General features: G+C 65.3%; 25 protein-coding genes and 1 pseudogene. 15 read left to right on the top strand and 11 right to left on the bottom strand.

Features of this window, described 5'->3' with window-relative positions; all coding sequences use genetic code 11:
- Positions 1-11 precede the first annotated feature (11 nt).
- Positions 12-1682, bottom strand: coding sequence for an FAD-dependent oxidoreductase (locus OG203_RS29505; protein ID WP_405160506.1), 1671 nt, complete (start codon positions 1680-1682; stop codon positions 12-14).
- Positions 1683-1840: 158 nt separating this feature from the next.
- Between OG203_RS29505 and OG203_RS29500 the strand changes: the two genes are divergently transcribed.
- Positions 1841-2332: a SixA phosphatase family protein gene (locus OG203_RS29500; RefSeq protein WP_405160505.1), complete on the top strand. Its 492-nt coding sequence runs from the start codon at positions 1841-1843 to the stop codon at positions 2330-2332.
- Between the two features lie 8 nt (positions 2333-2340).
- On the opposite strand, the gene OG203_RS29495 is transcribed toward OG203_RS29500, so the two are convergent.
- Positions 2341-2544 carry a hypothetical protein gene (locus tag OG203_RS29495; protein ID WP_405160504.1) on the bottom strand — a complete coding sequence of 68 codons (204 nt, stop codon included), beginning with the start codon at positions 2542-2544 and terminating at the stop codon, positions 2341-2343.
- 59 nt (positions 2545-2603) lie between these two features.
- Here OG203_RS29495 and OG203_RS29490 point away from each other — a divergent pair, with 59 nt between their 5' ends.
- Complete coding sequence (locus OG203_RS29490; RefSeq protein ID WP_405160503.1) at positions 2604-2972, top strand: glyoxalase superfamily protein; 369 nt, start codon at positions 2604-2606, stop codon at positions 2970-2972.
- A gap of 75 nt (positions 2973-3047) precedes the next feature.
- Here OG203_RS29490 and OG203_RS29485 read toward each other — a convergent pair whose 3' ends face one another.
- On the bottom strand, positions 3048-3626 hold the full coding sequence (locus OG203_RS29485; protein ID WP_405160502.1) for a Uma2 family endonuclease: 579 nt from the start codon (positions 3624-3626) through the stop codon (positions 3048-3050).
- A 161-nt stretch (positions 3627-3787) separates the two neighbouring features.
- Between OG203_RS29485 and OG203_RS29480 the strand changes: the two genes are divergently transcribed.
- The 3 genes from OG203_RS29480 to OG203_RS29470 are packed head-to-tail and all read left to right on the top strand — an operon-like array spanning position 3788 to position 5567.
- Positions 3788-4243, top strand: coding sequence for a MerR family transcriptional regulator (locus tag OG203_RS29480; protein WP_405160501.1), 456 nt, complete (start codon positions 3788-3790; stop codon positions 4241-4243).
- Complete coding sequence (locus OG203_RS29475; protein WP_405160500.1) at positions 4240-5247, top strand: aldo/keto reductase; 1008 nt, start codon at positions 4240-4242, stop codon at positions 5245-5247. Before OG203_RS29480 ends, OG203_RS29475 begins: the two co-directional genes overlap by 4 nt.
- A gap of 29 nt (positions 5248-5276) precedes the next feature.
- The gene (locus OG203_RS29470; RefSeq protein WP_405160499.1) at positions 5277-5567 is read left to right on the top strand and encodes a putative quinol monooxygenase; all 291 of its coding nucleotides are present in this window, start codon (positions 5277-5279) and stop codon (positions 5565-5567) included.
- 91 nt (positions 5568-5658) lie between these two features.
- Here the strand turns inward: OG203_RS29470 and OG203_RS29465 are convergent, their stop codons facing one another.
- Positions 5659-5829: a hypothetical protein gene (locus OG203_RS29465; RefSeq protein ID WP_375912535.1), complete on the bottom strand. Its 171-nt coding sequence runs from the start codon at positions 5827-5829 to the stop codon at positions 5659-5661.
- 173 nt (positions 5830-6002) lie between these two features.
- Here OG203_RS29465 and OG203_RS29460 point away from each other — a divergent pair.
- From OG203_RS29460 to OG203_RS29440, 5 genes and pseudogenes are all read left to right on the top strand, one after another.
- Positions 6003-6464, top strand: a pseudogene (locus OG203_RS29460) (carboxymuconolactone decarboxylase family protein); the annotation flags it as partial.
- Positions 6465-6485: 21 nt separating this feature from the next.
- A complete protein-coding gene (locus tag OG203_RS29455; protein ID WP_405168047.1) occupies positions 6486-6797 on the top strand; it encodes a GNAT family N-acetyltransferase in 312 nt (103 codons plus the stop codon).
- A gap of 73 nt (positions 6798-6870) precedes the next feature.
- Complete coding sequence (locus OG203_RS29450) at positions 6871-7857, top strand: pirin family protein (RefSeq protein ID WP_405160498.1); 987 nt, start codon at positions 6871-6873, stop codon at positions 7855-7857.
- Positions 7858-7870: 13 nt separating this feature from the next.
- Positions 7871-8341, top strand: coding sequence for a MarR family winged helix-turn-helix transcriptional regulator (locus tag OG203_RS29445; RefSeq protein ID WP_405160497.1), 471 nt, complete (start codon positions 7871-7873; stop codon positions 8339-8341).
- 155 nt (positions 8342-8496) lie between these two features.
- Positions 8497-9129 (top strand): hypothetical protein, encoded by a 633-nt coding sequence (locus tag OG203_RS29440; protein ID WP_405160496.1) that lies wholly within the window; start codon positions 8497-8499, stop codon positions 9127-9129.
- A gap of 47 nt (positions 9130-9176) precedes the next feature.
- Here the strand turns inward: OG203_RS29440 and OG203_RS29435 are convergent, their stop codons facing one another.
- Complete coding sequence (locus OG203_RS29435; protein WP_405160495.1) at positions 9177-10043, bottom strand: helix-turn-helix transcriptional regulator; 867 nt, start codon at positions 10041-10043, stop codon at positions 9177-9179.
- A 100-nt stretch (positions 10044-10143) separates the two neighbouring features.
- Here OG203_RS29435 and OG203_RS29430 point away from each other — a divergent pair, with 100 nt between their 5' ends.
- Positions 10144-11154, top strand: coding sequence for an aldo/keto reductase (locus tag OG203_RS29430; protein WP_405160494.1), 1011 nt, complete (start codon positions 10144-10146; stop codon positions 11152-11154).
- A gap of 43 nt (positions 11155-11197) precedes the next feature.
- On the opposite strand, the gene OG203_RS29425 is transcribed toward OG203_RS29430, so the two are convergent.
- From OG203_RS29425 to OG203_RS29410, 4 genes are all read right to left on the bottom strand, one after another.
- Positions 11198-11677: a PaaI family thioesterase gene (locus OG203_RS29425; protein WP_405160493.1), complete on the bottom strand. Its 480-nt coding sequence runs from the start codon at positions 11675-11677 to the stop codon at positions 11198-11200.
- A gap of 89 nt (positions 11678-11766) precedes the next feature.
- Positions 11767-12774 carry a glycerophosphodiester phosphodiesterase family protein gene (locus tag OG203_RS29420; RefSeq protein ID WP_405168046.1) on the bottom strand — a complete coding sequence of 336 codons (1008 nt, stop codon included), beginning with the start codon at positions 12772-12774 and terminating at the stop codon, positions 11767-11769.
- A 105-nt stretch (positions 12775-12879) separates the two neighbouring features.
- Positions 12880-13014, bottom strand: coding sequence for a hypothetical protein (locus tag OG203_RS29415; RefSeq protein WP_405160492.1), 135 nt, complete (start codon positions 13012-13014; stop codon positions 12880-12882).
- Between the two features lie 8 nt (positions 13015-13022).
- Positions 13023-14057 carry an alpha/beta fold hydrolase gene (locus tag OG203_RS29410; RefSeq protein ID WP_405160491.1) on the bottom strand — a complete coding sequence of 345 codons (1035 nt, stop codon included), beginning with the start codon at positions 14055-14057 and terminating at the stop codon, positions 13023-13025.
- 170 nt (positions 14058-14227) lie between these two features.
- Here OG203_RS29410 and OG203_RS29405 point away from each other — a divergent pair, with 170 nt between their 5' ends.
- The 4 genes from OG203_RS29405 (at position 14228) to OG203_RS29390 (ending at position 16108) form a co-directional block, all read left to right on the top strand.
- Entirely contained in the window at positions 14228-14602 is a 375-nt protein-coding gene (locus tag OG203_RS29405) for a type II toxin-antitoxin system RelE/ParE family toxin (RefSeq protein WP_405160490.1), read from the top strand.
- Entirely contained in the window at positions 14599-14928 is a 330-nt protein-coding gene (locus tag OG203_RS29400; protein WP_405160489.1) for a helix-turn-helix domain-containing protein, read from the top strand. The genes OG203_RS29405 and OG203_RS29400 overlap by 4 nt, the downstream gene beginning before the upstream one ends.
- 197 nt (positions 14929-15125) lie before the next feature.
- Positions 15126-15599 (top strand): NUDIX domain-containing protein, encoded by a 474-nt coding sequence (locus tag OG203_RS29395; protein WP_405160488.1) that lies wholly within the window; start codon positions 15126-15128, stop codon positions 15597-15599.
- Positions 15600-15691: 92 nt separating this feature from the next.
- Positions 15692-16108, top strand: a complete 417-nt coding sequence (locus OG203_RS29390; protein ID WP_405160487.1) for a hypothetical protein — start codon at positions 15692-15694, stop codon at positions 16106-16108.
- A 71-nt stretch (positions 16109-16179) separates the two neighbouring features.
- On the opposite strand, the gene OG203_RS29385 is transcribed toward OG203_RS29390, so the two are convergent.
- Together OG203_RS29385 and OG203_RS29380 are read right to left on the bottom strand one after the other, a co-directional pair.
- A complete protein-coding gene (locus tag OG203_RS29385; protein WP_405160486.1) occupies positions 16180-20133 on the bottom strand; it encodes a DNA-directed RNA polymerase subunit beta' in 3954 nt (1317 codons plus the stop codon).
- A gap of 105 nt (positions 20134-20238) precedes the next feature.
- Complete coding sequence (locus tag OG203_RS29380) at positions 20239-23745, bottom strand: DNA-directed RNA polymerase subunit beta (RefSeq protein ID WP_405160485.1); 3507 nt, start codon at positions 23743-23745, stop codon at positions 20239-20241.
- Between the last annotated feature and the right edge of the window lie 366 nt (positions 23746-24111).

Here is a 24111-nt window from a genome sequence, read left to right as displayed (position 1 = left end):
GGCCTTCGGCGTCAGCCGCGTGCGGCCTTCAGCAGATCCTCACGCGTGGTGAACTTGACCCGCGGTCGTCCCGCGGACTTGCCGGCGGCCCGCTCGGCCTGATCGATCGCCCGCCAGCCGTCCCGATCCACCAGATCGCCCTGCCGCTGACCGAGCAACGCCTTCAGCGCCGCTCGATCCGCCTCGGGCGCGGCGAGTTTGCCGCTGGTGAAGTCGGAGATCAGGTTCTCCACAGTTTCCTCGGCATCGATCCGGTTCGAGCCGATGACGCCGCGCGCGCCGCGCTTGATCCAGCCGCTCGCGTACACACCGGACAGCGGGGTGCCGTCCGTGTCGAGCACCCGGCCGTGCTCGTTCGGCATGACCCCGCGCCGCTCGTCGAAGGGCACGTCGGCGACGGCCGCGCCGCGGTAACCGATGGAACGCAGCACCAGCGAGGCCTCGATACGCTCGGTGCGCTCGGTCGACCTGGCCACCAATTGGCCGTTCTCCTCGAACAATTCGTTGTGCACGAACTCGATCGCCTCGACGTGCTCGGTGCCGGTGAGCGCGGTCGGCGAGGCCAGGTAGCGGAAGATGATCCGCTTGTGGTTCGGGTCGCGCCGTCCGCCCGCGTACTCCTCGGCGAGGGTGTACTTGAGCTTCAGCGACGGCTCGACCTCCGGGTCGTCCAGCAGTGACTGGCTGGCGTGATCGAGCGCGAGGTCGGACTCGTCGACGATGACGTCGATGCCCTTCAGGTGAGCGAGCGCGAGGAACTCCGACGAGGTGTACGCCGCCTGCAGCGGGCCGCGACGGCCGAGCACGACCACCTCGCGAATATTGCTGTGCCGCAAGGCGTCCAGCGCGTGGTCGGCGATGTCGGTCTTGGCCAGCTCGTCCGGGTCGACGGTCAGCACGCGCGCGACATCGAGTGCGACATTGCCGTTGCCGACGATCACGGCCCGCTCGCCGGACAGGTCGAACTGCCGGTCCGCGAAGTCGGGATGGCCGTTGTACCAGGCGACGAACTCGGTGGCGGAATGACTGCCTGGCAAGTCTTCGCCCGGCACATCGAGGCGGCGATCGGTCGACGCGCCGACCGCGTAAATGACCGCGTGGTGATGCTTCAGCAACTCCTCGTGCGAGATGTGCGTGCCGATCTCGACATTGAGGTAGTACTGCAGCGTCTCGCGCCGGAACGCGGACTCGAACAAACCCGAGACCGTCTTGGTGCCTGGATGATCGGGGGCGACGCCCGCCCGGACCAGACCCCACGGGGTCGGCACCCGGTCGAACATCTCGACCTCCACGTCCGCCCTGCGCAACAGCTCGTCGGCCGCATAGCAGGCCGCGGGACCGGCACCGACGATCGCTACCCGCAGGGTGCCGAGTTCCTTCGGCGGCCGTGGCGGGGTCACGATCGGGTCGAAGTTGGATTCGAGCGGATGCCGTTCGAAGTAGGCGGCATTGATGTCGCGGTATCTGGCCAGCGATGCGGTCAGGTCGTCCTCGGAGAAGATGGCCTCCACCGGGCACGCATCGACGCACGCACCGCAGTCGATACAGGTGTCGGGGTCGATGTAGAGCATCTCGGTCGTCGCGAACTCCGGTTGGTCCGGGGTCGGACGGATGCAATCGACAGGGCACTCGGAAACGCAGCTGGCGTCGTTGCAACAACGCTGCGTGATTACGTAGGCCATATTGTGCAGATCCTCGAAGATGTACGTGGGCTGTAGGCCACCCGGTGGGCAGAGGTGGACAAAAACGGCACGCCGCGGAACCACCGCGATGTGACGCCGCTTTCAGTTTGCCTCGAGTGTGGTCGAGGCCATGCGTCCGGAGGCCTTACGGTATCTCCATGGTGCGGACTCTGATCCTCATGCGACACGGCAAGTCGGCCTATCCCGACGGTGTCGGCGACCACGAGCGCCCGCTGGCGCCGCGCGGACAGCGCGAAGCGGGTCTGGCGGGCGAGTGGTTGCGCCAGACCCAACCCGCGATCGACGCGGTGCGATGTTCCACCGCGACGCGCACCAGGGAAACGCTGGCCGCCACCGGTGTTTCGGCGCCGGTGGTCTATGAGGCGGGAATCTACGAGGCCTCCCCGCAAAGCCTCATCGAGCTGGTCCAGCTCAGCGACGACGAGGTGTCGACGCTGCTGGTGATCGGGCACGCGCCCGGAATGCCGTGGACGGCATGGGAGTTGGCGGGCAATCGGAATTCGACGCCCGCCATCGAGCTCAGCCGCAAGTTCCCGACCTCGGCGCTGGCCGTGCTCGAGTTCGACCGGCCCTGGGCGCAGGTCGATCCGGGAACCGGCGAGCTTGTGCGTTTCCACATCCCCCGCTGAGCTGGCCGTCAGCGCAGCAACTTGCCGCCGACCACCACGACAACGCCGAGGACGACCAGCAGCACGAACGCGGCGAATCCGCCGAGCAGCCACCACACAACGGCGAGCGCGAGCACGACCGGTGCCACCGCGACGGCGGTGATCATCGGGCTTTCCTTGACCGTTTCGAGGGCCGAACGGGCCCTGATCCGGTTGACGTCCTTACCAGGCATGCTCCCCAGGGTAGGCCGGAAGGGGGAACTTTGTCGGTGGCCGGTGAGATGCTCGGGCGATGGATTGGAAAATCGAGCTCATCGCGATTCCGGTGACCGACGTGGATCGCGCGAAGGACTTCTATACCAAGATCGGATTCAATGCCGATCACGATCACCGGGTTGACGAGAAGCTGCGGTTCGTCCAGCTCACGCCGCCCGGGTCGGGGTGCTCGATTTGCATCGGCGAGGGGCTCACCGAGGCGGCACCGGGGAGTGTGCGCGGGATGCAGATGGTGGTTGCCAGCGCTGAGGATGCGTACCAGCAGTTGGTGGCCGCCGGGGTGGAGGCGAAGCCGGTGGAGACTCTGGATTGGGGGAAGTTCACGTTCTTCGCTGACCCGGATGGGAATCAGTGGGCGATTCAGGAATTGCCGAAGTACAACTGAGCGCGGGCTTTTGGGCCGACGCGAGTCCGCGATCGTACTGCGGAGCTCTAACCGCGTCGGCCTACGCCGCACAGTTCAGCCCAGCTGGTCCAACCGGATAGTCAGCGGGCACGGCGAGGTGGTTGTGAAGACATCGGTCACCTCACCGTTATCGACGTAGCCGAGTTCTTCGGTCAGCCGGAAAGCCACCAAGCTGAGCGGCGGACTCATGTCGATGATCCAGTAGTGCGATATTCCGGCGTCCTCGTACTCGCTGCGCTTCATGACGTAATCCGTTCGCCGGGAGCCCGGCGATACGATTTCGACGACGAGGTGGGCGGCGGATGCGCGGAGGATCCCCTCCTCTTCACCGACTCGGTCGAATTCGGCCCGTTCGACCACAACCAGGTCCGGCCGCCGGACCGTGGCGGGCCCATCCTCGGGAACAAGTTGCAGGTCAAGGTCGACATCAGGGACCGCGACCAAGCCTGCAGGAAGCTGCGCGTCTATTTGGACGTAGAGCTTGGCACCCGCGACGTTATGTCGTGGCTTCGGCGACGGCGAAATACTGAGTACCCCCTCTTGCAGCTCCCTACGGCAGCGCTCGTCGTCTTCTCCGAGCGCCATGTAGTCGGCAATCGTCAGCAGCTGCCCCGAATCCGGAAGTGCCGTCACCCTCGCTCCTCAGCTCGTCCCGCCCCTGGTCAGCTACCAGTGTCCCACGCAAGGTACACAGCCGGCCGGAACCCGACCACTGTTTTTACGTACATTGGACTTGCTTGGAGTGCACTCCAGGTGACTAGCGTCGACGGGGTTCTACGAGAAGGGCGGGTGTCATGGGTGAAGCCGCATTGCACGAGCGAGGCAGCGACTGGGAACTTCCTCGGTTTTCGATCGGCGAGGTCGCCGAACGGTCGGGCCTCAGCCGGGACACGTTGCGCTGGTACGAGCGGATCGGGCTGATGGATTACATCGGCCGGGATCACGCCGGGAAGCGGCGGTTCAGCAATCGCGACCTGGAGTGGCTTGCGCTGATCGGCCGCTTGCGCACCACGGGGATGTCGGTGGCCGACATGGTCCGCTACGCCGAGTTGGTGCGTGCGGGCGAATCGACGTTTCCCGAGCGGCTGGCGATGTTCCGCAATACCCGCGCCGAGGTGCTCGCCAAGATCGATGAACTTCAGCAGACCGTGGCCGTACTGGACTACAAGATCGACGTCTACGAGGGCAAGGCCCAGTTCGCCCGCCCGGCCGCGATCACAGTGCAGGACACTGAAGGGATGAAGGTATGACCACCGCAGGAATGCTCCCGAAGACCACGTTGGGTGCCAGTGGCATCGAGGTGAGCGTGCAGGGGCTCGGTTGCATGGGGATCAGCGAGTTCTACGGGTCCTCCGACTTCACCGAATCGCGAGCGACGCTGGACCGGGCGCTGGAACTGGGCGTCACGTTCTTCGACACCGCGGACGTTTACGGTGCGGGCCACAACGAGGAATTCCTCAGCGAGTTCGTGCGGGTAAACCGCGACCGGGTGGTGCTCGCCACCAAGTTCGGCATCGTCCGCAAGGCCGACGACCCGACCTATCGCGGCATCGATAACTCACCCGACTACATTCGCAACGCGGTGGAGGCCAGCCTGCGCAGGCTGGGCATCGACACCATCGATCTGTACTACATGCACCGGCGCAGCCCGCAGGTGCCGATCGAAGAGACCGTCGGCGTGCTGGCGGAGCTGTTGCGGCAGGGCAAGATTCGGTCGATCGGCCTGTCCGAGGTGACCGGACCCGAGCTGCGCGCGGCGCAGGCGGTGCATCCGATCGCGGCCGTGCAGTCCGAATGGTCGATCTTCTCCAGGGATGTCGAGCGCACGGTGGTGCCCGCCGCCGCCGAGCTCGGCGTCGCCTTCGTGCCGTATTCGCCGCTCGGTCGCGGCTTCCTGACCGGCGCGGTGCGAGAACTCGCGGAAGGCGATGTGCGGCGGTCATTTCCGCGCTTCGCCGAGGACAACGCGGCCCGCAATGCCGAGCTGCTCGCTCCGCTGCGGACCATCGCCGAGGCGCGCGGCGGTACCCTGGCACAGGTCGCACTGGCCTGGCTGCACGCGCAGGCCGGGGTGCACAACCTGTCGGTGGCTCCGATTCCCGGTACCCGCAGCAGAACTCGGCTCGCCGAGAACGTTGCGGCCGCGACCATCGAGCTGACCGCCGACGAGCTGGCGACGCTGGAGCCGATCGCGGGCCAGGTGGCCGGAAACCGTTCCGGGGATCTGTCTTTCGTCTCCGCGGGCAGGGAATAGCAAGCACCACAACAGATCAGGAGTTCACCGTGTCCACGCTGACGCTCAATGTCCGCTTCACCGCCAAGCCGGGCCACGAGGCCGAGCTGCGCGAGGTGTTGCAGAACATGATCGAGCCGACCCTCGCCGAAGACGGCTGCCTCGGCTACGAGCTGTATCTGCACCCCACCGATGCGAGCCGGGTCGTGCTGCTCGAGGAATGGGTCGACGCGGAGGCCTTGGCGGCACACTTCGAGACCCCGCATTTGAAGCAGTGCGCGGCCGCCTTGGACCAGGTCCTGGTCGAGCCGTTCAACCTGCGGCGATTCGCCGAAATCTAGGAACAACAGGCGGCCCCGGCGACCCGAATTCGGATCGCCGGGGCCACACTGTCTCTACCGAGGGCGCGGTCTCTGCCGGAGTGGCGCTGCCTCAGTGGAAGGTTCGCCCGCCGAGCGAGGCGCTGATGATCGCGGGCGGGGTCCACCCGACCATCAAGTTCGCTCGCTCTTGCGGGGTGAGATCCTGCCTGGCCCAGATTCGGTGCGCGCTGCGGCGGCAGGCGGCGACCAAGGTGGGGGCGGTGCGGTTGCGGAACCTCATGACGTTTCTCCTTTGATGAACCCTCAATGTTTGTCCGGTTCACCGGCCCGCGCGAGGGCTGGCGAACGATCTCTACGAGTTCTGTACGCCGGTGTAAATGAAGCCGGACCTCGGTCCGTTTGAATGCGACCCCACCGAGTGCCCGGCCGCGCGGGCCACTAATATCCAGTGGAGTGAAGCCCGATGTATCGCATGACCGCGTCTGGATCGACAAGCAGACGCCCGCCGCGTTCCGTGCACTGAGCAAGGTCGCGAGCGAAGTACGCGCCGCGGGCGCCGAAGTCGGCTTGGACCGCAAGCTCATCGAGCTGATCAACGTGCGGGTTTCCCAGATCAACGGCTGCGCCTACTGCCTGGACACGCACCAGCGCGCCGCGCTCGCCGCCGGGAACACCGATCAGGAACTGGCCGTGCTGCCCGCGTGGCGGCGCACGGCGCTGTACTCGCCGAAGGAACAGGCCGCGCTCGCGCTGGCCGAGATCACCGCCACGCTGCCGGACGAGCATACCATCGAGCGTGAGTACGCTTTCGCTCGCGAACATTTGACCGACGACCAGCTGTCCGTCGTCGTCTGGGCAGCCACCACGATCGGCGCGTTCAATCGCGTGTCGATCCTCAGCAGACATCCGGTCCGCGCATCGAAGGAGAACTCGACCATGACCGCAGCCGCCTCGGAATCCAAGGTTGTCCGCAACGACGAGAAGCACCGGTACGAGGTGTTCTACGGCGGGGAGCTCGCCGGGTTCGCCGAGTACGAGGAGCGCGACGACGAAACGGTGTTCACGCACACCGAGATCGACGGCGCGTTCTCCGGCAAGGGACTCGGCAGCACGCTGGCCAAGCACGCCATCGAGGATGTGGTCGAGCGCGGGCGCGTGATCCGGCCGCTGTGCCCGTTCATCAAGGCTTACCTGGAGAAGCACCCGCAGTATGACGCGCATGTCATCGGTAAGGGAATCAGTCGGTGAGGGAGCGCAGCGAGCGAACCAACGACACAGCGTCCCCGCGAATGGCGGAGCCGAGCGCCAGCGAGGCGCAGCCATGAGTGACCTTGATCCGCATCCCGCGGAGGCGTTGTGCGAGCCCGCGCCCGGCCCTGGCCCGGTAGCCGAGCTGTACCCGTCGCGCGAGGTGCCACTCGGCGGCGTGCGCGGCGTCTTCGTGGAACGCGTTCTGCCGCAACGTGATCTGCCAACCGTCGGCGCGTGGTGCTTCCTGGATCACTTCGGCTCGCCGACGGTCACCGACACCGGGGCGTCGCCGGATATCGACCCGCATCCGCACATCGGCCTGCAGACGGTGACCTGGCCGTTCGACGGCCGGATCCGGCACCGCGACTCGGTCGGCTCCGATGTGCAGATCGAGCCGGGTCAGCTGAACCTGATGACCTCGGGTCGCGGCATCGCGCATTCCGAATACGGTGTCGCTGGCGCGCACGCCGGGCACGGCCTGCAGCTGTGGATCGCCTTGCCCGGCAACAAGACCGGGATCGATCCACACTTCGAGCAGCATCGCGAGCTGCCGGTCTACCAGGCACCCGGAATCCGTGCCGTCGTGCTGATCGGCGCACTGGCCGGAATCACTTCTCCCGCAACCGCGTACACGCCGATCGTCGGCGCGGACGTGCGGCTGGAACCGGGCAAGGTGACCCTCCCGCTGGAACGCGGTTTCGAGCACGCGCTGATGGTCATCGAGGGCGAGGTGACGGTCGACGGCACACCGCTGGCCGCCGGACCGCTGCTCTACCTCGGCACCGATCGCGACGAGATTTCGCTGACCAGCAGTGCCGGAGCGCATTTCGCGCTGATCGGCGGCGAGCCGTTCGGTGAGGAACTGGTGATGTGGTGGAACTTCGTGGCCCGCAGCCATGAAGACATCGTGGCGGCCCGAAACGATTGGGAGAACCGCGATCTCAGCCGCTTCGCCGATATCGCCGGCCATCCGCCGGAGCAGCGCATCCCGGCCCCACCTCTGCCCGGCCTGCACCTCAAGCCGCGCAAGCGCCGGATCGGCCCGGCCAGAACCTGATTAGGCTGACAGGATGAGCAGACGGGCGACCGCCAGGCCTGGGACCGCCGCCGACGGCGGACCCGCACTGTTTCGGCTGGTTCGATTCTGGTCACGACGCTGGATAAACCGGACGTCGGAGGATCTACCCGACGAACTGCGCCACGCCCAGCACGTCCAGGTGGTCGAGGCGGTAGCCGCCACCGTCGAGCAGGGTGGCGAGGCCACGATCACCTCGGTGGCACATCAGCTCGGACTTGACCATTCGGGGGCAAGCCGGATGGTGCGCGACGCCACGGCGGCGGGCCATCTCTCGCGCGCGGAGTCCGAGCGCGACCGGCGCCGGACCTCGCTGGCGCTGACCACCAGCGGCGAGCGCCTGCTCGCCGACGCACGCGACTGGCAGCGCCACGTCTTCACCGACCTCACCGCCGACTGGGACGAGCTCGATCGGCAGCGGTTCGCCGGATACCTGCGACGGTTGAGCAGCGAATTACAGCTCTAAGCCGACTTACGTTGCGCCGGAACCCTTCTGATGGCGCAAAGTGGCGAGGCGGCCATTCCGGCCATGCCCGGTCGAAAGACCGGTTCGGCCCGGTCGCGCCTGTTACTGTCGCCGACGAACACACTGCGCAGGGGCAGCGCTACCGAAAGAGCACGATGAGAGTTTCCAGAATCACCGCAACGGCACTGCTGGCCCTGGTGGCCACCGTGATCAGCACGGGTGCCACGCACGCGGAACCCGCAACCACCACCCCCGACGGCGCGCTCGACGTGCACGGGTCCTTCGCCGAAATCGCTTACCAGGTCGCGGCATCCGAGGATCGGCGCGCCGCGGTGACGACGATCCAGGACGGCCGCTTCGACCTGATCCATGACGGCAGGGTCGTCACGCTGACCGATCACGACGGAAGTGTGGTCGCCGCATTGCCGATGGCGCTGCGCGTCGGCGACAAACGGGTGGCGTTGAATCCGGTCATCGAGGAGGCCGGGCATCGGCTCACCCTCGTTCCGGACAATATGTCGCAGACGCCGCTGCGCGATGTGAGCAGCCAGGAAAACTTCTTCGCCGAGGTCAAGAAGGCCATGCCGATTGTGTTGGCGGGCGCGGGAATCGGCGCCGGAATCGGCTTCGTCCTCGGCTTTCCGCTTGGACTCTTCGTCATCGACTTCATCACGGTGCCGATCACCACGGTGCTCGGTGCGGCACTCGGCGCGGCGGCCGGGCTCGCGATGGCCGGCGGTCAGCCCGCGATCGACGCGGCGCTCGAATACGTGTCCGGCGCGCCCTGATCCGGCACGGGCGGCGACGCCGCAAGCACTAGGCGGCCCTCGTCGGATCAGGGCCGGTGTGCGTCGATATCGTCGGCGGAGTCCAAGGTCTGAGTTCCGATGACGCGCAACAGGTCCAGCTTCTCGGCGGCATCCGTGCCGGGGCGCGGTAAGTAGACAAGCAGGCGTTGGGCGGCGTTCGGGGTGAGCAGTGTCTCGCAGATCGTGTCGATCAGGCCGACCTGTGGGTGCTGGATACTCTTGGTGTCCGAAAGTCGCACCGCCACTTCGTGTTCGTCCCAGAGGCGGACGAATTCCGTGCTCACGGAACGCAACTTGTCGATGAATTCGGCGACGTCGGCGTCGCCGGCTCGGCGGGCGGCGGTCGCACGGAGATCCGCGACGTGCTTGCGGCCCAAACGATCCCAGTCCGCTTCGGGGAAGTTCGCGCGTCCTTCGATATCGGTGAACCAGCGGTAGGCGTAGAAGCGGTCCCAGCCGTTGCGGTTGCCGTGATCGCCGAGCAGCAGGGTGTGCATGCGGTTCTGCACGAGCACCTCGCCGAGGTCGGTGATCACGGTGGCTGCGGTGTCGTCCAGCTTGGCGAGCAGGTGCATCAGTCCTGGACCGACGTGCTTGTCGGTGAGTTCGCGTCCCGGCGCCGCGTGGTCGCACAGATGGTAAAGGTGGTCACGCTCGTCGCTGCTGAAGCGCAATGCGCGGGCCAGCGAGGCGAGCACCTGGGTGGACGGCCGCGGCCCGCGCGACTGCTCCAGCCGGGTGTAGTAGTCCGTCGACATGCCGGCCAACAGCGCCACCTCGTCCCGGCGCAGGCCGGGAGTGCGACGCCGAACACCGGGCGGCAAACCCACATCCGCGGGCGTGAGCGTCTCGCGACGGCGGCGCAGGAAGTCGGCCAGCTCGGTTCTGTCCATACCTCTACTTTCCCCCGGAACGCGCCGCTCAGCCAGGGATCGGGAATCCCCCGATCAGCGATCTCTGCCGCAATCCGTGCCGGAGGGTCAGGCTTATCTCATGACGACTTCGAAGATCCCCACTGCTCAGCTCGGCAAGACCGGGCCGACCGTCGGCCGTATCGGGCTCGGCGCGATGGGCATGTCCGGCGTGTACGGTGCCGCCGACGACGCCGAATCCACCGCTACGATCCACGCCGCGCTCGATTCCGGCGCGAACCTCATCGACACCGGCGATTTCTACGGCGCCGGGCACAACGAGCTACTGGTCGGCAAAGCGATCGCGGAACGGCCCCGCGAGGACGTGGTGCTCAGCGTGAAGTTCGGCGCGCTGCGCGGGCCCGGCGGCACCTGGGGCGGCGTGGACAACCGGCCCGAGGCCCTGCGCAACTTCCTCGTTTACAGCATGCAGCGGCTCGGCGTCGAGTACGTCGACATCTACCGTCCGGCCAGGCTCGACCCGAATGTCCCGATCGAGGACACCGTCGGCGCGATCGCCGAGCTCATCGAGGCGGGCTATGTGCGACACATCGGGTTGTCCGAGGTGGGCGCCGACACCATCCGGCGCGCTGCGGCGGTGCATCCGATCGCCGACCTGCAGATCGAGTACTCGCTGATCTCGCGCGGCATCGAGGCCGAGATCCTGCCACTGTGCCGCGAACTCGGCATCGACATCACCGCCTACGGTGTGCTGTCGCGTGGGTTGCTCAGCAGCTCGGTGCAGGCCGGAACCACGTTCGCCGCCAACGATTTCCGTGCGCACAGCCCGCGCTTCCAGGGCGAGAACCTCAGCCAGAATCTGAAGCTGGTGGACGCACTCGCCGAAATCGCCGCGGGCAAGGATGTTTCGGTCGCCCAGCTGGCCATCGCCTGGGTATTGGCCCGCGGCACGGATATCGTGCCGATCATCGGCACCCGGCGGCGCGAACGCTGGACCGAAGCCGTTGGCGCGCTGGATATCTCGCTGACCAAGGACGAGTTGGCCACCATCGAGGCCGCGGTGCCCGCCGATCAGATCGCCGGTGAACGCTACGCCACCGCGCAGATGGCGCTGCTCGACAGCGAGCGCTGAGGCGGTGGGTGCGCTCGGTCACCAAGCGCACCCACGCCGGTTACTACCTACGCGGCCGGATGACCGCGGTGAATGTCGCTGCGGCAACGGACTTTCCGGTGTTATCGGTGATATTCACCGGCACTTCCAGTTCGATCGATGTCCGCGCCGCGATATCCGCGCGCACCCGCTGCAAGACCTCGCCGGACACCTCCGATGTCGCAAGATACGGTCCCGCATCACCTTTCGCGCGCGCCCGATATTCGATCCGGCCATCCCTTGCCACGATGAAGGTCTCCCCCATCAGGTCGACGATGCCCGATACCGACGCACCCATCGCCGCGGTCTCGGCCAGCCCGAACAGCACCGCCGCATGCAGATCGCCGTTGTGGTTCAGATGCTCGGCGCGCGGCGCCATCCGCACGACGTTGCGCCCCGCATCGAACTCCACCCCTTCGATCCCGGCGAACTGGATGAACCCCAACTTCTGGAACCCCGCCATCACCAACTCGCCCATGGCCGCGCTGTCCATCGCATCTCCCACCGCAAAACTGAAACGTGTTCTATTTTCATACCGTGCGGGGTGGGCGTTGTCCACTTTCCGTGCGACCGCGATCATTTCCAGACTGCGGGTCAGGGACGGGGGTATGCCTTCGGTAGCTGGTAGCCGCGCTCGGCGAGGATGGTGCGCAACAGGTCTGGGCGGTTGGTGATGAGGCCGTCTACGCCGAGGTCTATCAGCGCGGTCATGGTGGCTCGGTCATCGACCGTCCACGGCACCACTCGCATGCCGCGCCGGTGGGCGGCCTGCACCAGAGCGGCGGTCGTGAAGGGTTGATAGCCGGGGTCGTCGACGGTACCGTCCTGCGGGCTGCCGTGCACCGGCGATACTGCTGCAGCGCCGAAAGACGCTGCGGCGCCGACGAACTTCTCCTGAAGCGAGCCGGGGAAGTCATCGATATCGATGCCGCCCAACCACGGCGACGCACCGGGCTGACCTTGCTGCAAGAAATCCTGCCCGCTGGTCAGCGCGACGAGCGGCAATTCCGGCGCAACCTCGCGCATGCGCATGAGGGAACCCCAGTCGAAACTTTGGATGGTTACCTGGTTTTCGAGATGCGCTCGCCGCACTTCGGCCGCGATCACCTGCACGAACTGCTCGCGGGGTGCGGTTTGTTCCGGTGCGCCCGCTTCGACTTTGGACTCGACGTTCAGCATTACCTCATCGGCGCGATAGGCGTGCACGAGGTCGAAAACCTCTGACAGCAGCGGCATTCGAGCGCCGGGGGCCGTTCGCTGCTCCGGGAAGTCGGCCAATCGCTTTGAGCCGCAATCGATGGTGCGGACCTGGGCCAACGTCAAGTCTCGAATGAACCTGGTACCAGGCACATACGGAAACTTCGGATCGCCGAGGAAGGCGGGGACGGTGTCGACGCACTTGTCCGGACTCGGATCACGGTCATGGGTGACCACCGCGTACCCGTCCTCGGTGATCTGCACGTCCAGCTCGAGCGTGTGCACGCCGAGTTCCAGCGCATTCGCGAACGCGGGCAGCGTGTTCTCCACCACAAGGGCCGCCCCACCACGATGCGCCTGCAGATCGAACAGCGCGGGCGGCCCGTCCGCAGCCGCGGTATCCATGTTCAGGACACCGGCCAGCAGAACCATCGCGACACCCACCGACGTTCGACGCATGGACCCAGTGTGACGGCCGCCGCCGACGCCGCGGTGACGTCCGAATGAACCTCAATGGTTGTTTATATCGATGCGCTTCTCCTCGGTTCGATCCTCGCCCCGATCACGCACGTCGTCCCAGACCGCGAGCACGACGATGCCGATGAGCAGCAGTGCGCCGAGCGCGACCACGCATATGTAGCTCACGGCCCGAATCAGGCCAGGCCACCGGGCTTGCCTAGGAGATCGGTTAGGGCGGTGTCGATGAATCGGGTGTCTTCGGGATGTTTGCCGTGACCGGCGAAGTGGCCCCAGATGCCGGGGATCACGCGGAGTTCGGCGTTGGGGATGCGGGAGACGGCCCAGGCCTCGTCCTCCGGCGGGAAGTAGAGGTCCTTCTGCGCAGGCAGGACCAGGGCGGTGGCCTTGATCGAGGCGAGCGCGGCCTCGGTGTCACCGTCGAAGCCGGGCGTCTGGCCGACGTCCGCGTTCTGCCAGGTCCAGAGCATGGTGAGCAGGTTGTTCGGGTCGCGGCCGTCGAGGAAGAAGCCCTCCCAGAAGCCGATGAGGAAGTCCTCGAGTGAGGTGTAGCCGAGCTTCTCGTACTCCTTCTCCCAGTAGAAGGCTTGCGAGTAACCCCAGCCCGCGTAAACCCTTGCCAGGGCGCGTAATCCGGTGGTCGGCCAGTTTTCGCCGTACCAGCCGCCCGCGAAGGTCGAGTCGGCGGTCAGCGCCGCCTTGACGCCCTCCAGAAAGACCTTGTTGTGCAGGCTCGTTCGCGCGGAACCGCAGAACGGGGCGATCCGCTCGACCATCTCCGGATAGCTCACCGCCCACTGGTAGGTCTGGCCGGCTCCCATGGACCAGCCGGTTACCAAGGCGAGGCGCTCGATGCCGAATTTCTCTGTCACCAAACGATATTGGGCGGCCACCTGGTCGTAGACGGTGATGTCGGGGAAGCGCGCGCGGTCGTACGGCTGCAGGGTGTTGCTCGGCGAGCTGGACAGGCCGTTGCCGATCATGTTCGGCACAATGATGAAGTACTCGGCCGGGTCCAGGGCCATCCCCGGCCCGATCAACCACTCGTTGTCCCAATGTCGCCCGGAGTACCACGTCGGATAGACGATGGCGTTGCTCTTCTCGGCATTGAGCTCGCCATAGGTGGCATACGCCAGAAAGGCGCCGCGCAACGTGGCACCATGCTGCGTGGTGAAGTCACCGAGATCGAAGATCTGGTGGTACTCGGTCATGAAGCGACTCGCTTTCGCAACGGGCGGACCAGGATTCGGCAGGTCCCAGCCGCGCTCACGCACCACCCACCAAACCCCTTCAATTGAAAATATTCTTACAGAAAATATCCCTCCAAAAAGTAAATTTCCCATCACGCTTCCTGACATAAGGCCTATGTTATATTTTCTAGGTGACCTGGGAACTCGTGCTTCTCGAACCGGTCGACCACTGGTTCATGAAGCTGTGCGAATCAGACCCTGCGACAGCCGCCCTAGTTGAACAAGCACTCGACCGACTAGCAGCGGTAGGTCCAACCCTCGGGCGGCCATTGGTCGACACACTCGAGCACAGCCGCCTACGCAACCTCAAGGAACTGAGGCCTGGCTCGCGCGGACATTCGGAGATCCGCATGCTGTTCGTCTTCGATCCCGACCGCGAGGCCATCGTCCTCGTCGCAGGCGACAAGGCCGGACGCTGGTCCCATTGGTACGACGACGCGATCCCGTTGGCCGAGCAACGCTATGCCGACTACCGCGCCGAGAAGAACGAGGAGATGAAGCAATGAGTCCTGCACGAAACTGGCGCGAAGTTAAGGCGGAAGCCCACCGTCTACACCCGGAACTGGCCGACCCCGAAACCCAGGCTGCCGCTGCCGCACAATTGGACGCTCACATCGCTGGCCACCATCTGAAGGAACTACGCAAAGCCGTAGGAAAGACCCAGGCCGAGATCGCCGCCATCCTCGGCGTTTCGCAGGCGCGTGTCTCTCAGATCGAAAATGGCGACCTTGCCGCGATGGAACTCGATACGCTCCGCGCCTATGCTCAAGCATTGGGAGGCAGCGTCAACATCACTGTCAGCGTCGGCCCGCACACCGTAAAGGTCGCCTAGCACTCAAAACGGTTATGCAACAATCGATCTGAGGCCGTCGCCGGGCGAGTTGCGCTATGCCTCGTCCGAGCCCGTGGCTACCAGCATCCCGCGCTGCACCTACGACAGCTCTCGCCACACGGGATCTTCTCTTCGTACGCCGACCAGTTCGAACAAATCTGGGAGTCCGCAACTCCGTACCCAGGTCAGGGGCAGGTATGAGCGACAGGCGCGACTACTACCGAGATCCCAACGCCCCCAGGGCAAACAGCCTGGTACCCGGCGGATCCGCGCTCATCGTCGACGAGCATGGTGCGATCCTGATGCAGCGCCGGTCCGACTCGGGTAACTGGTCGCTGCCCGGCGGGACGATGGAGATCGGCGAGACGCTGGAGCAGTGCGTGGTCCGGGAGACGAAGGAAGAAACTGGGCTCGACATCGAAATCACTGGGCTGCTCGGCATTTACACCGATCCGGACCACGTCATCGCATACACAGACGGCGAGGTGCGGCAGGAATTCAACATCACCTACTACGGGCAGGTGGTCGGTGGTGAGTTGGCGGTCAGCGACGAGTCCACGGCAGTCCGCTACCTCAATCTCGGCGAACTCGACAGGCTCCCGGTCCACGACACTGTCCGACTCCGGCTGCAACATCACGCTGAAGGCCGGGCACGGCCCTTTCTCGGCTGAGAACGCACTTGGACGCCTACATCGCTGGGGTGGCGGGTGGATTGGCTACGGTAGCTGTGCCCAATTCGACCGGCTGTGCGAAGGAGTGACCCATGAGTGGGCCGATGCTTTCTAGTGCGACTGTGCAGGAGATTCAGCTGGAGTTGGTTCGGCGGCGGCGGTTCAACGACTTCGATGGTGGTCGCGTTGTCGCGAGCCTGGAGCGGCATCGAGATCTGTGGGTTGCGGTGTGCATGGATCGGCTCGGGGTGGCCTTGGCAGCGCATCCTGACTGGCTTGCGCCGATGTCGTTGATCAAGCTGCGCGATCTGCCGGACAACACCTGGAACGTGGACACGTTGTTCGTGCTGACCGAGAGTCTGGACAAGGCGCGGGAGTTGGCTCGGGTGGCGGAGGAAGAGCGTTGGGGGGCAAGCGAAGTGATCGTGCAGGAGAACCAGGAGGAGATGGGGGATGCGCTCGGGAGCTGGCCGTATACCGAAGGTGTGTTGACGGCCTGGTGGGATTGACGACCGGCAGATAACGCAAACGGCCCCCGCTCCGAAGGGAGCGGGGGCCGGATGTGTTGCGCGGTACCGGGTTAGCGGTAGTCGCTGAAACCGTAGTCGTCGAGCGGGACTGCGGCGCCGGTGGTTTGGCCGAAGCTGTCCGGGCTGTAGTAGGTGTCGTCGTAGGACGGCACCGCGTACGCGGCGGCACGGGCTTCTTCGGTCGGCTGCACCGTGATGTTGCGGTAGCGGTTGATACCGGTACCGGCCGGGATCAGCTTGCCGATGATCACGTTCTCCTTGAGGCCGATGAGCTTGTCGGAGCGGCAGTTGATCGCCGCGTCCGTCAGGACTCGAGTGGTCTCCTGGAAGGACGCCGCCGACAGCCACGAATCCGTCGCGAGCGACGCCTTCGTGATACCCATCAGCACCGGGCGACCCGCCGCGGGCTCATTGCCCTCGGCGACGACGCGACGGTTGGAGGCCTCGAACTCGGAACGCTCGGTGAGCGAACCGGGCAGGAACTCCGTGGCACCCGAGTCGATGATCGTCACGCGACGCAGCATCTGGCGCACGATGACCTCGATGTGCTTGTCGTGGATCGACACACCCTGCGAGCGGTAGACCTCCTGGACCTCGTGGACCAGGTGGATCTGCACCTGACGGGGACCCATGATGCGCAGCACCTCGTGCGGATCCGCCGCGCCTTCCAGCAGCTGCTGGCCGACCTCGACGTGGTCACCGTCGGAGAGCAGACGCTCGGTGCCGTCGTCGTGCTTGAAGACACGCAGACGCTGACGCTTCGAGAGCTTGTCGTAGACAACCTCTTCACCACCGTCATCCGGGATGATGGTGATCTTGTAGAAGCGATCGTCGTCTTCCATCCGCACGCGACCACTGACCTCGGCGATCGGAGCCTTGCCCTTCGGCACGCGTGCCTCGAACAGCTCCTGCACCCGCGGCAGACCGCCGGTGATGTCATCGCCCGCGACACCACCCTGGTGGAAGGTACGCATGGTCAGCTGGGTACCGGGCTCACCGATGGACTGCGCGGCGACAATACCGACAGCCTCACCGATATCGACCAGCTTGCCGGTGGCCATCGAGCGGCCGTAGCAGGTGGCACAGACACCGGTACCGGTGGTGCAGGTCAGCACGGAGCGGACCCTAACCTCGGTGATGCCCGCCCCGAGCAGCGCGTCGATGGCCGGGTCGCCGAGGTCGGCGCCCTTACCGATGACGAGGTTGCCCTTGGCGTCCACCGCGTCCGAGGCGAGCGTGCGAGCGTACGCGGAGGTTTCCACGTGCGCGTCCCGGATCAGCGCGCCATCGGCCTGCTTGTCGGCGATGTGCACGATGATGCCGCGCTCGGTGGCGCAATCGTGCTCGCGCACGATCACGTCCTGCGAGACGTCCACCAGACGACGGGTCAGGTAACCCGAGTCGGCGGTACGAAGCGCGGTGTCGGCCAGACCCTTACGAGCACCGTGGGTGTTGATGAAGTACTCGAGCACGGTCAGGCCCTCACGGAACGAGGACTTGATCGGGCGCGGGATGAACTCACCCTTCGGGTTCGTCACCAGACCCTTCATACCGGCGAGGGTACGAGTCTGGGTGAAGTTACCCGTGGCGCCCGACTCGACGATCGTGATGATCGGGTTGTCCGGCGGGTAGTGCGCACGCAGTGCCGTACCGACCTCTTCGGTCGCTTCCTGCCAGATCTTGACCAGGGCGTTGTTGCGCTCCTGGTGATCGAGCGCACCACGCTGGTACTTCTTCTCGATCTGATCGGCAAGCGCCTCGTAGCGCTCCATGATCTCGGTCTTCTCCGGCGGCACGAGCACGTCGGACATGGAGACCGTCACGCCGGAACGGGTGGCCCAGTAGAAGCCAGCGTCCTTGAGCTTGTCGACGGTCTGCGCGACCACGATCATCGGGTAGCGCTCGGCCAGATCGTTGATGATCGTCGCCTGACGCTTCTTCGGCATCTGCTCGTTGATGAACGCGTAGTCCGCCGGGAGCAGCTCGTTGAACAGCACGCGACCAAGGGTGGTCTCGGCAAGCCACGCGTCGCCTCGGTTCCAGCCCTCCGGGAACAGCTTCGCCTCGATCTCCTTCGGCGGACGCTGGTGGATGAGCCGGACCTTGATCAGCGAACGCACGGTGAGCTCACCGCGGTCCACCGCCATCTGCGCCTCGGCGGGCGAGGAGTAGACGGCGAACTCGGCCTTGTCCTTGCCTGCGGCCTTGTACTCGCCCTTCGCGCCCTCTTCGAGGCGGGTCAGGTAGTACAGGCCGGTCACCATGTCCAGACGCGGCATGGCGAGCGGTCGGCCGGAGGCGGGCGACAGGATGTTGTTCGAGGACAGCATCAGGATGCGGGCCTCGGCCTGCGCCTCCGCGGACAGCGGAAGGTGCACGGCCATCTGGTCACCGTCGAAGTCGGCGTTGAACGCTTCACAGACGAGCGGGTGCAGCTGGATCGCCTTACCCTCGACGAGCTGCGGCTCGAAGGCCTGGATGCCGAGGCGGTGCAGGGTGGGCGCGCGGTTGAGCAGCACCGGGTGCTCGGCGATGACCTCTTCGAGGACATCCCACACCTGGGGACGCTGACGCTCGACCATCCGCTTGGCGGACTTGATGTTCTGCGCGTGGTTCAGGTCGACCAGACGCTTCATCACGAACGGCTTGAACAGCTCGAGCGCCATCAGCTTGGGCAGACCACACTGGTGCAGCTTGAGCTGCGGGCCGACCACGATGACCGAACGGCCCGAGTAGTCGACGCGCTTGCCGAGCAGGTTCTGACGGAACCGACCCTGCTTGCCCTTGAGCAGATCGCTCAGCGACTTCAGCGGGCGGTTACCCGGTCCGGTGACCGGACGGCCGCGACGGCCGTTGTCGAACAGTGCGTCGACGGACTCCTGCAGCATCCGCTTCTCGTTGTTGACGATGATCTCGGGCGCGCCGAGGTCGATCAGTCGCTTGAGGCGGTTGTTGCGGTTGATCACGCGGCGGTACAGGTCGTTCAGGTCGGAGGTGGCGAACCGGCCACCGTCGAGCTGAACCATCGGGCGCAGCTCCGGCGGGATCACCGGAACGGCGTCGAGCACCATGCCCATCGGCGAGTTGCCGTTGGTCTGGAAGGCCGCGACGACCTTGAGCCGCTTGAGCGCGCGCAGCTTCTTCTGGCCCTTACCGCTGCGGATGGTCTCCCGCAGGTTCTCGGCCTCGGCGTCGATGTCGAAGTTCTCCATCAGCTTCTGGATGGACTCCGCACCCATGGCGCCGGTGAAGTACTCGCCGTAGCGGTCGATCAGCTCGCGGTAGAGGATCTCGTCCACGATGAGCTGCTTGGTGGCCAGCTTGGTGAAGGTGGTCCAGATCTCGTCGAGCCGGTCCAGCTCACGCTGGGACCGGTCGCGGAGCTGACGCATCTCGCGCTCGCCGCCGTCCTTGACCTTGCGGCGGACGTCGGACTTGGCACCCTCGGCCTCGAGCTCGGCCAGGTCGGCCTCGAGCTTCTGGGCACGGGCCTCGAGGTCGGCGTCGCGCTGGTCGGCGACCGCCTTCTTCTCGACCTCCATCTCGGCTTCGAGGGTGCTGAGCTCGTTGTGGCGCAGCTCATCGTCGACCCCGACGATGACGTAGGCGGCGAAGTAGATGATCTTTTCCAGATCCTTCGGCGCCAGGTCGAGCAGGTACCCGAGGCGCGAAGGCACGCCCTTGAAGTACCAGATGTGGGTGACCGGGGCGGCCAGCTCGATGTGGCCCATCCGCTCACGACGCACCTTGGCGCGAGTCACCTCGACGCCACAGCGCTCACAGATGATGCCCTTGAAGCGGACACGCTTGTACTTGCCGCAGTAGCACTCCCAGTCCCGGGTGGGACCGAAGATCTTCTCGCAGAAGAGTCCGTCCTTCTCCGGCTTGAGGGTGCGGTAGTTGATGGTCTCCGGCTTCTTCACCTCGCCGAAGGACCACTGGCGGATGTCATCCGCGGTGGCAAGGCCGATCCGGAGTTCATCGAAGAAGTTGACGTCTAGCACGTAACTTCCTTTCCCCTATTCGGGTCGAATTCGAGCAAAAAGTTCACTAGTTGGTGGAACGCGGGGCCGGATGTCGTTGGAAATAAACGACATCCGGCCGACCGCCTAGTTCGCCAGATCGTCGACGGTGGCCGCTTCGTTCCTGGACAGGTTGATGCCCAGGTTCGCAGCGGCGCGCTCCAGATCCTCGTCATCGCCGTCGCGCATCTCGATCGCGGCGCCGTCCGAAGACAGCACCTCGACGTTGAGGCACAGCGACTGGAGTTCCTTGAGGAGCACCTTGAACGACTCCGGAATGCCCGGCTCCGGAATGTTCTCGCCCTTGACGATCGCCTCGTAAACCTTGACGCGACCGACGACATCGTCGGACTTGATCGTCAGCAGCTCCTGCAGCGTGTACGCCGCGCCGTAGGCCTGCATGGCCCAGCACTCCATTTCACCGAAGCGCTGGCCACCGAACTGGGCCTTACCGCCGAGCGGCTGCTGGGTGATCATCGAGTACGGACCGGTCGAACGGGCGTGGATCTTGTCGTCGACCAAGTGGTGCAGCTTCAGGATGTACATGTAGCCGACCGCCACCGGGTACGGGAACGGCTCGCCGGAGCGGCCGTCGAGCAGGGTGGCCTTGCCGTTGTCGTCGACCATGCGCTCACCATCGCGGTTCGGCAGGGTCGAGGCGAGCAGACCGGTCAGCTCCTCCTCGCGGGCACCGTCGAACACCGGGGTGGCGATGTTGGAGTCGGACGGTGCCGCCAGCATCTCCTCCGGCAGCGCCTTGGCCCAGTCGGGTCGGGACCCGTCCGCGCCTACGCCGACATCCCAGCCCGCCTTGCCGATCCACCCGAGGTGGGTCTCCAAGATCTGGCCGATGTTCATACGACGCGGCACACCGTGGGTGTTCAGGATGATGTCGACCGGGGTGCCGTCCGGCATGAACGGCATGTCCTCGGTCGGCAGGATCTTGCCGATAACACCCTTGTTGCCGTGCCGACCGGCGAGCTTGTCGCCGTCCTGGATCTTGCGCTTCTGCGCCACGTACACGCGCACCAGCTCGTTGACACCGGGAGGCAGATCGTCGTCGTCCTCACGCGAGAACACGCGGATGCCGATGACCTTGCCGGACTCACCGTGCGGCACCTTGAGCGAGGTGTCGCGCACTTCGCGCGCCTTCTCACCGAAGATCGCGCGCAGCAAGCGCTCTTCCGGGGTCAGCTCGGTCTCGCCCTTCGGGGTGACCTTGCCGACCAGGATGTCGCCGTCACGAACCTCGGCACCGATGCGAACGATGCCGCGCTCATCGAGGTCGGCGAGGACCTCGTCGGAGACGTTCGGGATGTCCCGGGTGATCTCCTCGGCACCGAGCTTGGTGTCGCGGGCGTCGATCTCGTGCTCTTCGATGTGGATCGAGGTGAGAACGTCCTCTTCCACGAGGCGCTGCGACAGGATGATCGCGTCCTCGTAGTTGTGGCCTTCCCACGGCATGATCGCGACCAGCAGGTTCTTGCCGAGCGCCATCTCACCGTTCTCGGTGCACGGACCGTCGGCCAGCACCTGGCCGACCTCGACCCGCTGGCTCTCGTCGACGATCGGCCGCTGGTTCGCGCAGGTGCCCTGGTTGGAGCGGGCGAACTTGCGCATCCGGTAACTCTTGCGAGTTCCGTCGTCGGCCATCACGGTGACGTAGTCGGCGGAGACCTCCTCGACCACACCCGCCTTCTCGTTCACCACGACGTCACCGGCGTCGACGGCGGCACGCAGTTCCATGCCGGTGCCGACAACAGGCGCCTCGGAACGGATCAGCGGAACCGCCTGACGCTGCATGTTCGCACCCATCAGGGCGCGGTTGGCGTCGTCGTGCTCGAGGAACGGGATCATGGCGGTCGCGACCGACACCATCTGGCGCGGCGAGACATCCATGTAGTCGACCTCGTCGGCGGCGACGAGTTCGTTCTCCTCGTTACCGCGGCGGCAGAGCACGCGATCCTCGAGGAAACGACCGTCGACGTCGACCGGCGAGTTGGCCTGGGCACGAACGTGCCTGTCCTCCTCGTCGGCGGTGAGGTACTTGACCTCGTCGGTCACCCGACCGTCGACCACCTTGCGGTACGGCGTCTCGATGAAGCCGAACGGGTTGACCCGCGCGTACACCGACAGCGAACCGATCAGGCCGATGTTCGGGCCTTCCGGGGTCTCGATCGGGCACATGCGGCCGTAGTGCGAGGTGTGCACGTCGCGGACTTCCAGACCGGCACGCTCACGGGACAGACCACCCGGGCCGAGCGCCGAAAGGCGGCGCTTGTGGGTAAGACCCGACAGCGGGTTGTTCTGGTCCATGAACTGCGACAGCTGCGAAGTTCCGAAGAACTCCTTGATCGCGGCGACGACCGGGCGGATGTTGATCAGGGTCTGCGGCGTGATCGCCTCGACGTCCTGAGTCGTCATCCGCTCGCGGACCACGCGCTCCATGCGGGACAGGCCGACCCGGATCTGGTTCTGGATCAGCTCGCCGACGGTGCGCAGGCGACGGTTACCGAAGTGGTCGATGTCGTCGACGTCGACCGGGACCTCTTCGCCGCCGGGCGCGGTCATCACGCGGTCACCCGCGTGCAGCCGGACCAGGTACTCGATCGTGCTGACGATGTCTTCCTTCGTCAGCACCGACCCGGTGACCTGCTCGCCGAGGTGGATGCCCAGCTTCTTGTTGATCTTGTAGCGACCAACGCGCGCCAGGTCGTAGCGCTTCTCCTTGAAGAACAGGTTCTCCAGCAGGGTCTGCGCGGACTCCTTGGTCGGCGGCTCGCCCGGACGCAACTTGCGGTAGATGTCCAGCAGCGCCTCGTCTTGACCGGCGGTGTTGTCCTTCTCCAGCGTCGACATCATGATCTCGGAGAAGCCGAAACGCTCGACGATCTCGTCGTTCGTCCAGCCGAGCGCCTTCAGCAGCACGGTGACCGGCTGGCGACGCTTGCGATCGATGCGGACACCAACGGTGTCGCGCTTATCGATGTCGAACTCCAGCCACGCACCACGCGACGGAATGACGCGCACGCTGTGCAGGTCCTTCTCGGTGGTCTTGTCGACGGAGTGGTCGAAGTAGACACCCGGCGAACGAACCAGCTGCGAGACGACGACGCGCTCGGTGCCGTTGATGATGAACGTGCCCTTGTCGGTCATCATCGGGAAATCTCCCATGAAGACCGTCTGGCTCTTGATCTCACCGGTGTTGTTATTGATGAACTCCGCGGTGACGAACAACGGCGCCGCGTAGGTCATGTCCTTGTCTTTACACTCGTCGATGGAGGCCTTGACCTCCTCGAACCGAGGGTCAGAGAAAGACAGGGACATCGAGCCGGAGAAGTCCTCGATCGGCGAAAGCTCCTCGAGCACCTCCTCGAGTCCCCCGACTAGCCCGACATCGCCGCGAAGGGCGACCTTTTCACGCCATGACGGCGAACCGATCAACCATGCAAATGAGTCCGTCTGTAGATCGAGAAGTCCGGGCACCTCCAAGGGTTCACGGATCTTCGCGAAAGACACCCGCAATGGGGCTCCGGGGATTCCGGCAACTGCCTTGGTCTGGGTGGAGACTGCCAAGATGCGTCCTTCCAGCACCTCACGCGCGCCGCGTGGTGGTCCGCGACCGTCGCTTGTCTGCTACGAATTCCGCTGGTTACAACCCAAACAAAACCCGAACAGGCAACAACGGAAGTAACACCGGAAGGGTGGAACTTACGTGTGCAAATCGAGGTATGGACAGGAGGCAGCCAGCGCAACGTCCAACCGTACACCAACCGTCACGGGGGTGTCAACCTACCACCCGTGCGCACATTCACGTGGCTGGCGCGCCGTGTCCGAATCGCTGGCTGCGTCGGGGACGACGGGGCGTAATGGAGCCACTGTGACAGCTGCCGCTGTTGTGAATAGCGTGACGGCTCCAGCGAAACTCGTCAAGTAGGCGGGCCCGCGCATACGCCTACC

The sequence above is a fragment of the Nocardia sp. NBC_01499 genome (genome assembly GCF_045040275.1).
Classification (GTDB): Bacteria; Actinomycetota; Actinomycetes; order Mycobacteriales; family Mycobacteriaceae; genus Nocardia.
The sequence above is the reverse complement of the archived record's forward strand: the minus strand, read 5'-3'. Positions and strand labels throughout refer to the sequence as shown.